Genomic DNA, 13,311 nt, shown 5'->3' with positions numbered 1-13,311 from the left:
AATGTTAGATGTAATCGCTACCGAAGAGCGTGAACCTAAAGAGCGAAGCATGCTCATTGTGTGTCTTAGTTCAAGCTGCCAAGACGGTCTTTGAGATTGATACTGCCTTGGTCGATTTATCCATCCTCACACTGTACCCGAAGAATCCCAATGATCGCCTGCCTAAGCCAGTTGTGGCCAGCGTCGCTCTCCCGCCGTGAGTGCCAAACCATGTTGAACGCAAAAGGATCAATCGGGTAGGGCGGTGCGAAGAGTTGCAGCGGTGAGTCCTCCTGAAATAGATCGAAGCTGCGCCGAGCAGCCGTCAAGATCAAATCTGTGTTGGCCACCACACGACTGGCCACGCCCCAATGGGGCAGAGTCATTGCAACCCGACGGTTGACCCCTTCTCGCTGCAGCGCGTTTTCTATCTCATTGTTTTCGCTACTTTGCATGGCGACCAGCACGTGGGGTCGCGAGAGCCACTCTGTTTTCTCAAGACGGCCCGTTTGGGGCAGCGTGTTTTTATCTGCAGCGCAGACGAAGTGCTCGATGAAGAGCGTATGGGTACGTAACTCATCCGAAGGAGGCGACTGAAACACGCCAAACGCCATGTCGATCTCCCCATCATGGACACCTGCCAACATCGCGGCGCGGCTGCCTTGAGAAACTTGCAGATCAATCCCTGGAGCTTCTGAACGCAATCGCCGAACCAAACCAGGAAGCACCACGCGAGCTCCATAGTCTGACATGGCAAGCCGAAACACCCGTTTTGCCTGGGAGGCGTCGAAAGCAGGCAGGTCAATGAGCGCGCCGAGCTGATGCAGTGCTTCTGTTAAGAGCGGTAGCAATTCATTGGCGCGGGAAGTGAGTTCCAGCTTGCCTGTTCGTCGTACCAACAGCGGGTCGTCAAAGATGGCTCGCAGATTGGCGAGCGCATGGCTGACCGCTGGTTGGCTTTTATGTAAGCGCTGTGCCGCCCGCGACACGTGTTTTTCCACCAATAGCGCGTGTAGGGTAACCAGCAAGTTGAGATCGATACGTCTTAGGCTATTCATAACCCGAATATAGAAAAATAAAAAATGGAATTTCAATTCTTCAGATGAATTATACAAGATACAAGACCCGTTACAATGCACCAGGAGTTTTGTCATGAATTCATCTTTCATTCTAGTGGCGCTTGCGGCTGTGGCAGTGATCGCAGGTGCCTTGGTGCCTTTTCAAGCCGGCAGCAACGCTGAATTGGGCCGAGCGTTGGGCCACCCCCTTTGGGCGACGCTGGTCTCGCTGCTTGTCAGTATGCTCGTCGTCATGCCCATCTTGCTTGCTATACAGGCACCTTTCCCTGCCTTAAGGGCCATCAAGCACCTACCGGTTTGGGCGTGGCTGGGAGGTGTGGCAGGAGCCATCTACATTTCGTCTGCGCTGATACTGGTACCTCGTGTCGGGGCGACCAGCTTCATTGTGTGTGTCATAGCAGGGCAATTGATCACCTCACTGTTATTGGACTATCACGGCTGGCTGAATTTACCCGTTAGAGAGATAAGCATTGGGCGTGTGCTAGGGGTTATACTGGTGCTGGTGGGGATGTTGACGGTGCAGTGGTTCTCACCGACCGTTGTACCGCCTCAACTCAGCGCTACACAGGTAGCGACGGGTATCTCTGGAGCCGCCGAGCCCAAGGAGTAAGGTTTTTAAGGTTCCAGCCATTTCGCTGTATCGTACCTGGCGGGTTTAGTTTTTAACTTACGAGTGCAGTAGCTTCAGTAAACATCGCTTGGCGGCAAGGCCGCGAAAGTCAGGTGTTTGCTGCTAACAAATTACTGCACCGGAAAATTACTCGCTGGCGCTCCCAATTTTCCGGTGAGTAAGGCGTTAGACAAAATGGGTGACTAATGAGACAAATTAGATATGTTAATTTCGATGAAATTGAACCTGAAAAATTTCTCCCAATATTAAACAAGTTAAATATTCGCAAGCATCTAGTAGCTCACGATGAGTTTGATTCTGTATCAGTGAAGTGTTGGATTAAGGATAAACTCAACGAAGACCGAATTGAAGGTTGTACAGTAAGAGCGATAGAGTTAGATGGAAACTTAGTTGGTTGGTGTGGTATCCAGTCATCGGAGTTAGGCTTTGAAATTGCTATGGTTCTCGATGATAGTTGTTGGGGTCTTGGTAAGCAAGTATTTAAGTCACTCATGACTTGGTCCCAAAACTATGGTCACGAGATGGTATATGTCCACTTACTGCATACGCGTCCAGAGTACGATTTCTTGCGTAGAAAGTCTCAAAGAGTGTTCTCAACAGAGATGTTGGGTAATAGATTTACAACTTACGAGTTGAACGTTAGAAATTTTGCCTAACAAACACTTAAAGAGGGACTTGGACCTCGCTGCGCTCGGCCGCTGTTGCGGTCGTTACATGTCATTGGAAGCTATGAAGCACGAACTTTGGACTAATGAAGATGAGCTTGATTTGTTTTGCCTAGAAGGCAAACATGGCGATGAGGCTCGTAAGCTTCTGGAACCCGGCTATAAGTTAATTTGGACGTGCGAGGCTGATACACATTTTGAAGCAATGAAAAAGTACTATGAATATCGTGGCTGGGGTGAGTATACAACTGACTTTCCTGAGCATGACAAAAAGACTTACAAAGAATTGGGGTGGGAGTAATGCCATTTAACAAAGCCCATCAACACGCAGCCTACGGCTGCTGGACTCGCTGCGCTCGCCGTTGTAGGCGGCGTTATGCAACCAAACTATGAAATATCAGAAACTGCACATAATTGGTGGTCCGGGAAGTGGAAAGTCATATGTCGCCAGAAGGCTTTCAGAGAAATATGGTCTTCCACGGCACGATTTAGATGATATCTTTTGGGATCGTAATCATAAAGAGTACATCAGGTCTAGCGAGGAGGCACGGCACCGGAACTTAGAGTCAATCCTGTCGAATGAAGCCTGGATAATTGAAGGGGTCTATTACAAATGGCTAGAGAAGTCCTTTGAAGATGCTGATAAGATAATTGTTCTCAATACGCCAGTGGCACTGAGGCAATGGAGGGTGCTGCGGCGCTATTTTGGCTACAAACTTTCACGTAGCCACGAAAAAGACGAAACGTTCGCCAACCTTGTTGAAATGATGTGCTGGAATCAAAAGTATGACCAAGACAATCTGGTTAGATTTTATGCTTTTTCCAAAGCTCAAGCTCATAAAATAGTGACTTGCAGTAGCTTCTCCGAGGTAGAACGAGCAGTCAATGCATAACCAAGCCATCAAATACGCTCCCTTCGGTCGCCGGTCGCTCGTTCCTCGCGCCGTTTATGGACGGCGTTATGTCATCAACCCATTAAAGGACTACTGCATTGCGAAAAGAGCTTAGAGAAAAAATTATCGAAGTATGTGACCTCAAAATAGAGAAAAAGGGTGCGACGGTTGGACTGTCGTTTTACGCGTTCTTCAAGAATAAAAACGATCAACCGGAGATCCTCATGGAAGCAGCTCGGTGGTGGATAGAAATACACAAGTTGGATCACTTCGAAAAGGCGGTAAAAATCAAGAAAATGGTTCTAGCCGGTGTATAGTCTAGCCTTCAACTCACATAACAAGGCGCAGCACTACACCATGAACCGCGGTGGTTACGGCTGTTGTGTTTGAGTTTAGTGGGTAGGGCCACCTTCCTTCTTGTGCAACCCCCATTCACCACAGGGCGCCTACTATCGCGCCCTCGGGATCACCATTTACTGCGGTAGCGACTTTCCGCAGTTGCAAGACGGTCGTTTACCAGGCTCAGGCCACTTTCACCAGCGCATCGTCCTTTTCATTGGCCCGTACTGCCGCCGGGCGTGCCTTGGCACGCTTCACGTACTCCTCGAACACGGGCCTCGGTTCCATCATCTTCATCATCGTGTAGAAGCCCAGATAGCTGGCAACCACGACATCGGTGGCCGTGAACTGTTCCCCGCACAGCCAAGGCCGTGCATTTCTCACTGCCTGCTCCAGCGTATCGATTGCGGTCTGGTACAGCCCGCAGCCGGCGGCGACCGCTTTCTCGTCGTCGATTTCCCAGCCGAAGGCCTTCGTGGTGATCGCCATATCCAGGGGGCCGGCCGCGTAGAACAGCCAGCGATAATAGGTGCCCCGTTCCGTACTGTCAGGCGCCGGCGCCAGGCCACGTTCTGGAAAGCGGTCGGCCAGGTAAGCACAGATCGCGGCCACTTCCGTGACCACCGTGTCGCCATGACGGATCGCCGGCACCTTTCCCATGGGGTTGATGGCCAGGTACTCCGGTGACTTGAAGCTGCCGTACTCCATGACCTCGGTCTCGTAAGGGATTTCCAGCTCTTCTAGCATCCAACGAACGATGCGTCCACGGGACTGGGGATTGGTGTACAAAGTCAGGTTCTGCATAGCGTAGCTCCTTTTTCTCAGGTGATTTCTATTGGTCGGATGACAGCCTATCGACAAAATAGGCTATATTCGGTCCTATTTTCTGATAAAAGATTTCCATTCGTCGCAGAACACCGGAAACCTGTCATGCCGAAACCCACTACCCGTATTCTCGCGCTGCTGGAACTGCTGCAGACGCACGGCCGCATGACCGGCGCCGAAATGGCTCGGCGGCTGGATGTGAATCCGCGCACTGTGCGCCGTTACATCACGGTACTGGAGGAACTGGGCATCCCTGTGACCACCGAGCAGGGCCGCCATGGTGGCTATATGCTGGTGGCCGGATTCCGGCTGCCGCCGATGATGCTCACGAATGAGGAAACCCTGGCGGTGTCGCTCGGCCTGCAGGCCGCCCGCCATCTAGGGCTGGCCGAGGTGGAACCCGCCGTCACCAGCGTGCTCGCCAAACTCGAACGGGTCATGCCGGAGAAATTGCGCCACCGCCTGCGCGCTGCCGGCGACACCACCAACCTGCTGCTGCCGCGAACCCGCAACCAAGGTCACCTGCTGCCTGTACTGGCCGATGCCATCCAATCACAGCGGCGGCTGGCCCTGCACTATCATTCGCGCAAGGACGAAGGGCTGACGCGCGAAGTCGATCCCTACGGACTGGTGTTCTACTACGGGCGCTGGTATCTGGGTGGGTTCTGCCACCTGCGCCGTGCGCTGCGCTCGTTCCGTCTGGATCGGATGCGGGACGTGTCGCTGCTGGATACCTCCTTTGAACGACCTGCTGATTTCAACGCGGCCGAGCATTTCCAAGAGAGCCTAGCCACGGCCTGGCCACACCAACCCGTCAAGGTGTTACTGCACACCAACGCCGAAGGCGCCGCCGACCTGCTGCACTGTTCGGAAGCCACGCTGGAACCATGCGCCGATGGTGTACTGCTGCGCACCAGCACGGACAGCCTGGACTGGTGCGCGCGCTGGCTGGCCGGCCTGCCGATGCCGGTCGTGCCGCTGGAGCCACCTGAACTGAAAGACGCGCTGCGGCGGCACGCGGAACAGTTGCTGGACCGGTGCAAAACAACAGGCGCAGGCTAAAAATAATCGCTCCAATGAATCTTGAAATGGTAAGGACTAACAAGGACAGCCATAGTAAAAATAGCCATTGCATACATAAAACCCCGAAATATCACTTAACCTATTGATAATTCAATAAAATAATATTTTGACAGGTGATTGTTTCTTTGTGGAAATATGTTATTACTGTGACGTATCTGCATATAGTTTTAGCTATGACTTAACAAACGGCCACACCGGACAAATTTCCGCTGTCACCTTTTGTGCAAAAATACGCACAAAAACCGCCATCAAAAATATGCTCGGTGAGCCAGACGTTACATTTTCAAAGAATGAAGGAAATTTATGATTGATTTTTCCACTTTACCAGATGAAAACTCTAAACGATTTATCGCTGTATTAAATAAAAAAGTTGAGATGGGACGACTTTATAACGCTCTTGGTCATATGACAGCGGGGCTTGTGGCTCAAGTTGGTGACGTCGACAGTCTATGTTTTTTGCAGTATCGAGATAAGGAAGAAGGTATTCATCCGTCTATATCGCATTACCCGTTTATAGTTCTTAAGGCTGACAACTCCAATAAGATCAGAAAGGTTCGTGGAGAGCTTTTACAGCGAAATATCCCATTCACCGACTTTACTGACACAATGATAGTTGGAACATCAGCGGAGCAAGTAAAAGCAACTTCAGAAAAATCAGAGCAAGAACTAGAGTACTTCGGTATTTGTATGTTCGGCGACACTTCTGTGCTCAAGGAGCTTACAGGAAAACTTAGTTTATTTAAGTAGTTGTATTTGCTAGCGTAAATACAACAAGGCGCCGCTGCCGACGAGCGGCAGAGTGCGACGTTATGTTGCCCTCGATAAATTTGAATATCTAGAGTCCGCAAATGATAAGAAAGTACAACAAAAATGACTTGGATTCAGTTCTTGAAATCTGGCTGAATGCGTCAGTTAAGGCTCACGATTTTGTCTCGGCTGAGTTTTGGAGATCTCAAACAGAGAATATGCGTAATATTTACATCCCGGCTTCAGAGACCTACGTTTATGAGATAGATTCTAAAGTTGTTGGGTTTTACGCGCTGCATGAAAGTAGTTTAGCTGCCATATTTGTAGTTCCTGACTTGCAAGGCAAAGGTATCGGCAAACAATTACTGAATCACGCTAAATCTCAAAGAACGACGCTAACTCTTTCGGTATACAAGGCAAACCAGGCTAGTTATCAGTTCTACTTGTCTCAAGGTTTCAAAGTGGTCAGTGAGCAGTTAGATGAACATACAGGACACCTTGAGTACACAATGAGTCTGGGCACATAACAAATAAGGATAAGTGTCGCGCAGCCGAGACTTTATCCGGGTGTTGAACAAGCCCGAAGCTGCCTTTTTGCTCGGTTGAGCGTCGGTGGGCTCTGGGGTGGCTGTTTCCTGCGGGCACACACAGCAGGCCTTCAAGCGATTAGAAGACTCATCACTTCAGTCAGTTTCAGTGAGATGTGGGTGATGGTCATTCTCCTCTTTCTCTCGTTGCTGGGGCCATTATCCTTATTATGCTCGCCTTTCGGCTATCTCGTTCGGGTGATGCCGATGCACACCATCATCTGTTTGCAGTGTGGGCAGCCGCGGCTGCCCTTTACCATCGTGGCCGGCTGGGCTGGCAGACTCCGCCATCCCAGCCGCATCAACATCAGCTGGATACTCAACCGGACCACCCTGGCGCTACCGTGCAGTAGTCCGTAATCACGTACTCGTTGCAGTCCCTTGGGCAAGACGTGTTGCATATCAGCCACAGGAACCTGACTACGGGTAACGTGCGTTGCTGCCACTGGTGGGTTTCTCCCTCCCGCTAACGGAAGGTCACCCGGTCACCGTGGATCCCGATTGGGCAGTACCCCGCGGGACAGATATTTCAGGGCTGATAAGCCCCGACCAGGCGGCAGTCCACGACCCATTGCGCCGGTAGCCTGGCTGGCAGGTAGGGCTGTGGGTGCTTGGTAAATGGCGGCCACGGTGAGGGCCAGCCCTTCGCCCAGCTGCTGCCACCATGGCAGGGTGCTGAGATCAGTATGATGTGGGACGCTATTGTTCTGCCGCGAAGCGGCTTAGTTCAACACATATGAGAAGGGGGCAAAATGATTCGAGTAGTTTACCGCTGGAGAGTGAAGGAAGAGAACTTTGCAAACTTTAAAGAGATGTGGACTCGTACTACGAACAACATACACGAGACTGTGCCAGGAGCGTTGGGAAGCTTCATGCTCCGTAGTCCCGAAGATAAAACTGAAGTTCTGACAGTAGCGAAGTGGGATTCGTTAGAAAGTTGGAAGGCCTTCTGGGTGGCAGAGAACCCGTCGGAGATGGTGGGTATGCGGAAGATAGGCGAGCGCCTTTCAGTGACGGTATACGATGAAGTCGACGACTTTACGCGGTAACGCACGGAGTAACTCGACACATATGAGCCTTCTCGGAATCAATAGGCAATAGTCATTTTTTTGTACGTGGCTTTGAGCCACAGCCTGACCCACAACGAGATCATCGCGAAAGGGTTCGGGCAGATCGATTCCACAATAATGGCGGTGGGTGCTATGGTAAAGGTTCATAAGTCTTCTCCCTTGTGGTGCTTGGTCGCCTTCCAACTTAGCGGGCAACCGATTAGCCAACTATTTGTGCGCAAAGGGGATGAGCACACAGCTTCCGTGGTGCGGACTCGATCTCGGCGCTGTGCCAGATGAATGATCGGGGCTGAAGTCACGTAAGACCGTAGAAGAGCGTTCAGGACGAACATCATGCTGGCTGAAAGACTCGAACCGACTGAGCGGCCGATAAACGTGCTGGTTATTCTTGGGCATCCCCGCGCCGACAGCTTTTGCGGAGCCTTGGCGGAGGCTTTCTGCCAAGGCGCACGCGCGGCGGGGGTGCAGCTGCGCAGGCTAGACCTGTCAGAACTGGATTTCGATCCTCACTTGCACACTCCCTCCCCCAACGATCAGCCGCTCGAAGATGACCTGTGCAGGGCGCGGGAGCTCTTACTTTGGGCGGATCACCTGGTCATTGTTTACCCCACCTGGTGGGGCACCGCTCCCGCCCTGCTCAAGGGCTTTCTGGATCGGCTGATGGCACCAGGCTTTGCCTTCAGGACCTGTGAAGGCGGCATCGGCTATCAAGGGTTGTTGCAAGACCGTTCCGCTCAGTTGATCACCACCATGGATACTCCCCCGCTTGTGCATCGGTTGCTGTACCGGCAACCGGGTAAGAATGCCCTGGCCCGGGCGACCCTGGGCTTTTGTGGCATACGCCCGGTGCGTTCGCTGGTATTTGGCTCCGTCAAGAACGCCAGCACGGACCAACGCGAGGCCTGGCTCGCCCGCGCCGAACGACAGGGCCGGCGGCTACAGCAGGGTCGGATCACCCGGATGGAACGGCTGCGGCACAAAACAGGCGCCTGGCTGCGAAGCCTGCGACTGCAGTTCTATCCGATGTCGTGGGTGGCCTATGCCATCGGCGCGCTCGCGGCCTCCCCCGGCAGCCCTGTGCTCGGGACCTCGGTGTTCTGGGTCGGCTACCTCTGCCTCTTCCTGCTGGAGGTGGCAACCGTGTTGATCAATGAGGTGGTCGATCTGCCCACGGATCAGCGCAATCCCTACTTCAACGCCTTCACCGGCGGGTCGCGCGTGCTGGTTGACGGCTCGCTGAGCCTGCGGGAGGTCAAGGCCGGGATTGGCGTTGCACTATTGGGCCTGTTGGCCAGCACGATCTGGCTGCTCTCGCTGTCCGCGGCGGCCCCGGCTACCATTATCGTGGTGCTTGGCGTCCTGACCGTGCTGGCGATCGGCTACACGGCGCCGCCACTGAAGCTCAGCTATCGTGGCTTGGGAGAGGTGGACGTGGCGGTCACCCACAGTATCGGCGTGCTGCTGTGCGGCTACGTGTTCCTTGGCGGGGTCTGGAGCGACCCCACGCCATGGCTCCTGAGCGTGCCGATGTTGCTGGGAATATTGCCCTCCATCACGCTAGCGGGCATACCGGATCTCCAGGCGGATGCCTTGGTGTCCAAGCGCACCTTGGCGGTACGCCTTGGATTCAAGAACGCGCTGCGTATTGCGCTCTTCTTCGTCCTGCTCTCCTCCGCAACCGCGCTGGCATGGCAGCTCTGGGGACTAGCCGGTGGCGCCTACACTGGCATTGCCTGGCTAGTCGTCCCTCACGCCGCTGTGCTGGCGTGGCTCTTGTATCGACATATCCGGATTGATCGCGCGCCCGGCCGCATTGATGGGTTGATGGTTGCTTCGCTTGGCTACGTGGTGTGGTTTGGGCTGGTGCCATTACTGAGGCTGGCACTACTATAAGCATTCGCAGGCTGAAGACGGCCAAGCACAGCTTGCTTAACCGCGCCTGTGAAGTCTCGCCAGTGCCCTCTGAGGCAACATGGGTAATCCCGCCCGATGCAGTAACTCAGTACGATGAGGAAGGGCCTGCGAATGCATTGCAATCGCAGGCACTGGTACGGATCTCTAGAGAGAATCTGTAATAGCGAAGTTCTAAATAACTGTTCCGAATGGTAGATCACTACCGACAGCGACAGGGTTTCGCTAAGCAGACCCTCCGGGGGCGAGCTTGCTCGCCGTGACGAGCGGTTTCAGCCTGACCGAACATCCAGCGAATGTTCGCAGCAGGCTGAAACAGCGAGTGCCATGTCCTTACGGCGTGTCTGTGTGCGGTGCCCGGTCGATGTAGCACTATTAGGATCAGTTATTTAGCCAAAACCAAGAAAGGAAAGAATGACTATAATGATAACTACTGCACCGATGATATAGACGATATTGTTCATTAGTAGATACTCCTTGTCATACATCCGAAATCGCGCTTGTCCGCCTTCCGTGTGGTGCGCGATACAACTTCTTGCGGAGGCTACTCCTTTGCTTTACCTCAGTTCAGAGTAGATTATCGGCTTCGTATGGTCTGTTCGCTGGCGAACTGAGTTGCGAAAAGAAAGGTCAATGAATGATGCATAACCAACCGCTGTTGCCGGACCCGCTAAAAAAGGTGAAAGCTGTGGTAGCGTTACAGGTAATCGGGTAGCAAGTAATACCGCAATGAGTTCGAGATAACAGCTGTCCTCCTTCCATAAAAACGCCCGGTCACCTTGGTGGCTGCCCGCAATCACGACCAGACTAGAGAAGATCGTTTAAGCAGGCGGCCCAACCGGCCTGCGACACCGGCATCGAGCAGGGTCGGATGCCCCTCGCCGGCTGACATCCAACGGTAAAGGAGGCATGCGATGATCGGCCCCAACCCCCATTCGAGGATCTCTCCATGACCACCTTCACCCTGAAAAGCCGTGCCGCCTGGTCCTGGGCGCTGTACGACTGGGCCAACTCCACCTTCGCCACCACGGTGCTGGCCGGCTTTTTTCCGGTGCTGTTCAAGCAGTACTGGGCCGGGGAGATGGCCGCGGCCCAGAGCACCTTCTGGCTGGGGCTGTTCAGCTCGGCGGCCAGCCTCTTGGTGATGCTGATGTCCCCCTGGCTGGGGGCGGTGGCCGATAGGCGCGGCGCCAAGAAGCGCCTGCTGCTGCTGTTCACCCTGATCGGGGTGCTGCCCACCCTGGGGTTGTTCTGGGCCGGCGAGGGTCAGTGGCTGCTGGCGGCGCTGCTGTTCGCCGCCGCCAGCGTCGGCTTCTTCGGCGGCCTCACCTTTTACGACGCCCTGCTGGTGGACGTGGCCGCTCCGGAGGAAAGCGACCGGGTCTCGGCCTGGGGCTATGCCCTGGGCTACCTGGGCGGCGGCCTGCTGTTCGCGCTCAACGTGGTGATGGCCACCCAGCCCCAGTGGTTCGGCCTGGCCTCGGCCACCCAGGCGGTGAAGGTTTCCTTCGTGATGGTGGCGGCCTGGTGGACGCTGTTCGCCCTGCCGCTGTTCTTCTGGGTGCAGGAGCGGCCCGCCAGCGACGGCACCGACACCAGTTTCGCCGCCCTGCTGGCCATACTGCGCCAGGCGGTCAAGACCCCCGGGGTGCTGACCTTCCTTATCGCCTATTGGCTCTATATCGACGGGGTGCACACCATCATCCGCATGGCGGTGGACTTCGGCATGGCCCTGGGCTTTGCCAGCAACAGCCTGATCGTCGCCCTGCTGCTGGTGCAGTTTGTCGCCTTTCCCGCCGCCGTGGCCTTCGGCTACCTGGGCGAGCGCATCGGCACCCGCAAGGCCATCTACCTGGGGCTGCTGGTCTATGTGGGGGTCACCGCCGGCGGCTACGCCATGCAAACCGAGAGTCAGTTCTTCCTGCTGGCCGGGGCCATCGGCCTGGTGCAGGGCGGGGTGCAGGCGCTGTCCCGCTCCTTCTACTCCCGGCTGATCCCCGCCGAGCAGGCCGGCGCCTACTTCGGCCTGTTCAATATGGTGGGCAAGTTCGCGGCGGTGCTGGGGCCCCTGCTGGTGGGGGTGGTGGCGCTGGTCAGCGGCAGCAACCGGCTGTCGCTGCTCAGCCTGCTGGTGCTGTTCGCCCTCGGTGCCTGGCTGCTGACCCGGGTGAAGGAGCCCCGTTCATGAACTCCGTCACCGGATCCGCTCAGGCGGCGGGCTGGAAGGTCAGGGGCTCGCTCGCCTCCAGTTCCGCCGACACCTCGCCGGCCAGTATCCGCCGCTGGTCTTCGCCCAGGCGCAGCACCCGGCTGCCCGTTTCCGGGGCGAAGTCGAGGCCCTTGAGATCCAGCCAGAAGGTGCTCGGGCTGAGGGCGGACTCGAAGTAGTAACGCAGATCCTTGTGGTCGACCACGCTGCGCCAGCGGGTAGAGGAAATATGCGGCACCTCGGGAGTGCTCACGCCGTAGGGCACGGATACGTTGCGGATCACGCTGAACACGGCGGCGGTGGCCAGCCGGGCATCCTCCACCTTGGGCACCGCATTGATATAGAAATGGGCCCGGGCGAAGCGGTCGGCCGGCCGGTTGGTGCCCGGCAGCATGGTGGTGCCGCCGATGTTCTCCCAGTATTGCAGCAGGGCCAGTTGCTGCGCGTAGGGCGGCTCGTTGGTCATCACCTGGTAGTCGCGGCTGTGGTGGATGACCAGCTCGCCGTCCAGGTATTCCATGATGGCGCTGTCGCCACTGGCATCGGACAACGACAGGTGCACCAGGGCATCCCGGTCCTGCCCGGGCACCTGGCCGGTCAGCACCTGGAAGGGGTGGTTGCGCACATGGTCCACCGCCTCCGCCACGGTGGCGAAATTGTCGAGCATGAACTGGGCCCAGAGCGACAGCGACAGGGACGGCGTGGTGCCGTCCGGCTCGGGGAAGACGGAGTCGGGCAGCCACAGCAGGTTGGCGGCCAGCCCGGCCTCGTTCAGGCCGTCACTGGTGGCCACGTCGTAGGCGCTGGCGATCACGCTGCCGTACTTCACCGTCCAGCGCAGGGAGGCGGGCCCGGCGGCGCCGTGGCGCTCCACCCCGCGCGGCAGCACCCAGAGGTGGGTGCCGATGTCCGTTTTCCAGTCCATGGTGCGGCCGGTCAGGATGCGTCCCTCCTCCCCCAGGTAAACGGCCCTGGTACAGGCCTGGGCCTGCTGGGCAGTCAGCCCGGCGCCAAGCACGGCGCAGCCGGCCAGGATCAAAGCGGCAAGTTTTTTCATGTGCGACTCCGTTGTGGGCGTGGCGGATCCGCCGGGATCCGGCCTGAACATCTTTATAGAGTAAACCGCCGTTAAGGGCGGGCTCCCGCGCCGGGGAAAAAACCGAGTCTAGGCCAACTCCTCGCCGGCGGCCAATGGCAAGCATCCTAAAAAGTACGTAATTTTCCGATAGTTTCGGTAAATTCTCCGGTATCCAGCTCCACCCATCGCATTCTCGACACTCGCCCGCCACCGGG

Annotated in this window: 14 protein-coding genes; 11 read left to right on the top strand and 3 right to left on the bottom strand. The window is 55.8% G+C overall.

The window, feature by feature from the left end; translation table 11 throughout:
- Nucleotides 1-116: 116 nt before the first annotated feature.
- The gene (locus tag ACEVBK_RS01120) at nt 117-1,148 is read right to left on the bottom strand and encodes a LysR family transcriptional regulator (RefSeq protein WP_375056810.1); all 1,032 of its coding nucleotides are present in this window, start codon (nt 1,146-1,148) and stop codon (nt 117-119) included.
- Between ACEVBK_RS01120 and ACEVBK_RS01115 the strand changes: the two genes are divergently transcribed.
- From ACEVBK_RS01115 to ACEVBK_RS01095, 5 genes are all read left to right on the top strand, one after another.
- Nucleotides 1,132-1,668 (top strand): DMT family transporter, encoded by a 537-nt coding sequence (locus tag ACEVBK_RS01115; protein WP_375056809.1) that lies wholly within the window; start codon nt 1,132-1,134, stop codon nt 1,666-1,668. The two genes, ACEVBK_RS01120 and ACEVBK_RS01115, sit on opposite strands and share 17 nt — an antisense overlap.
- Before the next feature lie 206 nt (nt 1,669-1,874).
- Complete coding sequence (locus ACEVBK_RS01110; RefSeq protein WP_375056808.1) at nt 1,875-2,345, top strand: N-acetyltransferase; 471 nt, start codon at nt 1,875-1,877, stop codon at nt 2,343-2,345.
- 73 nt (nt 2,346-2,418) lie between these two features.
- A complete protein-coding gene (locus ACEVBK_RS01105; RefSeq protein ID WP_375056807.1) occupies nt 2,419-2,655 on the top strand; it encodes a hypothetical protein in 237 nt (78 codons plus the stop codon).
- Nucleotides 2,656-2,743: 88 nt separating this feature from the next.
- Nucleotides 2,744-3,247 carry an AAA family ATPase gene (locus tag ACEVBK_RS01100; RefSeq protein WP_375056806.1) on the top strand — a complete coding sequence of 168 codons (504 nt, stop codon included), beginning with the start codon at nt 2,744-2,746 and terminating at the stop codon, nt 3,245-3,247.
- 98 nt (nt 3,248-3,345) lie between these two features.
- Complete coding sequence (locus ACEVBK_RS01095) at nt 3,346-3,564, top strand: DUF6500 family protein (RefSeq protein ID WP_375056805.1); 219 nt, start codon at nt 3,346-3,348, stop codon at nt 3,562-3,564.
- A 205-nt stretch (nt 3,565-3,769) separates the two neighbouring features.
- On the opposite strand, the gene ACEVBK_RS01090 is transcribed toward ACEVBK_RS01095, so the two are convergent.
- A complete protein-coding gene (locus ACEVBK_RS01090) occupies nt 3,770-4,390 on the bottom strand; it encodes a glutathione S-transferase family protein (RefSeq protein ID WP_375056804.1) in 621 nt (206 codons plus the stop codon).
- Nucleotides 4,391-4,516: 126 nt separating this feature from the next.
- Here ACEVBK_RS01090 and ACEVBK_RS01085 point away from each other — a divergent pair, with 126 nt between their 5' ends.
- The 6 genes from ACEVBK_RS01085 (at nt 4,517) to ACEVBK_RS01060 (ending at nt 11,997) form a co-directional block, all read left to right on the top strand.
- A complete protein-coding gene (locus ACEVBK_RS01085; protein ID WP_375056803.1) occupies nt 4,517-5,473 on the top strand; it encodes a helix-turn-helix transcriptional regulator in 957 nt (318 codons plus the stop codon).
- 324 nt (nt 5,474-5,797) lie between these two features.
- On the top strand, nt 5,798-6,241 hold the full coding sequence (locus tag ACEVBK_RS01080; protein WP_375056802.1) for a DUF2000 domain-containing protein: 444 nt from the start codon (nt 5,798-5,800) through the stop codon (nt 6,239-6,241).
- Between the two features lie 101 nt (nt 6,242-6,342).
- Nucleotides 6,343-6,768, top strand: coding sequence for an N-acetyltransferase (locus ACEVBK_RS01075; RefSeq protein WP_375056801.1), 426 nt, complete (start codon nt 6,343-6,345; stop codon nt 6,766-6,768).
- An 812-nt stretch (nt 6,769-7,580) separates the two neighbouring features.
- A complete protein-coding gene (locus tag ACEVBK_RS01070) occupies nt 7,581-7,877 on the top strand; it encodes an antibiotic biosynthesis monooxygenase family protein (protein WP_375056800.1) in 297 nt (98 codons plus the stop codon).
- A gap of 354 nt (nt 7,878-8,231) precedes the next feature.
- Complete coding sequence (locus ACEVBK_RS01065; protein WP_375056799.1) at nt 8,232-9,791, top strand: NAD(P)H-dependent oxidoreductase; 1,560 nt, start codon at nt 8,232-8,234, stop codon at nt 9,789-9,791.
- A gap of 967 nt (nt 9,792-10,758) precedes the next feature.
- Nucleotides 10,759-11,997, top strand: coding sequence for an MFS transporter (locus ACEVBK_RS01060; protein WP_375056798.1), 1,239 nt, complete (start codon nt 10,759-10,761; stop codon nt 11,995-11,997).
- 19 nt (nt 11,998-12,016) lie between these two features.
- Here the strand turns inward: ACEVBK_RS01060 and ACEVBK_RS01055 are convergent, their stop codons facing one another.
- A complete protein-coding gene (locus ACEVBK_RS01055) occupies nt 12,017-13,075 on the bottom strand; it encodes a linear amide C-N hydrolase (RefSeq protein ID WP_375056797.1) in 1,059 nt (352 codons plus the stop codon).
- Nucleotides 13,076-13,311 lie beyond the last annotated feature (236 nt).

It is taken from the genome of Zobellella sp. DQSA1 (assembly GCF_041950555.1).
GTDB lineage: Bacteria > Pseudomonadota > Gammaproteobacteria > Enterobacterales > Aeromonadaceae > Oceanimonas.
Note: the sequence above shows the minus strand (reverse complement) of the source record. Positions and strands in the feature narration are given on the sequence as shown.

Coding starts and splice junctions, on each gene's coding strand:
- ACEVBK_RS01075 (WP_375056801.1), top strand. CDS start 6,343: ATGATAAGAAAGTACAACAAAAATGACTTGGATTCAGTTCTTGAAATC.
- ACEVBK_RS01110 (WP_375056808.1), top strand. CDS start 1,875: ATGAGACAAATTAGATATGTTAATTTCGATGAAATTGAACCTGAAAAA.
- ACEVBK_RS01070 (WP_375056800.1), top strand. CDS start 7,581: ATGATTCGAGTAGTTTACCGCTGGAGAGTGAAGGAAGAGAACTTTGCA.
- ACEVBK_RS01080 (WP_375056802.1), top strand. CDS start 5,798: ATGATTGATTTTTCCACTTTACCAGATGAAAACTCTAAACGATTTATC.
- ACEVBK_RS01065 (WP_375056799.1), top strand. CDS start 8,232: ATGCTGGCTGAAAGACTCGAACCGACTGAGCGGCCGATAAACGTGCTG.
- ACEVBK_RS01105 (WP_375056807.1), top strand. CDS start 2,419: ATGAAGCACGAACTTTGGACTAATGAAGATGAGCTTGATTTGTTTTGC.
- ACEVBK_RS01060 (WP_375056798.1), top strand. CDS start 10,759: ATGACCACCTTCACCCTGAAAAGCCGTGCCGCCTGGTCCTGGGCGCTG.
- ACEVBK_RS01100 (WP_375056806.1), top strand. CDS start 2,744: ATGAAATATCAGAAACTGCACATAATTGGTGGTCCGGGAAGTGGAAAG.
- ACEVBK_RS01115 (WP_375056809.1), top strand. CDS start 1,132: ATGAATTCATCTTTCATTCTAGTGGCGCTTGCGGCTGTGGCAGTGATC.
- ACEVBK_RS01085 (WP_375056803.1), top strand. CDS start 4,517: ATGCCGAAACCCACTACCCGTATTCTCGCGCTGCTGGAACTGCTGCAG.
- ACEVBK_RS01055 (WP_375056797.1), bottom strand. CDS start 13,075: ATGAAAAAACTTGCCGCTTTGATCCTGGCCGGCTGCGCCGTGCTTGGC.
- ACEVBK_RS01120 (WP_375056810.1), bottom strand. CDS start 1,148: ATGAAAGATGAATTCATGACAAAACTCCTGGTGCATTGTAACGGGTCT.
- ACEVBK_RS01090 (WP_375056804.1), bottom strand. CDS start 4,390: ATGCAGAACCTGACTTTGTACACCAATCCCCAGTCCCGTGGACGCATC.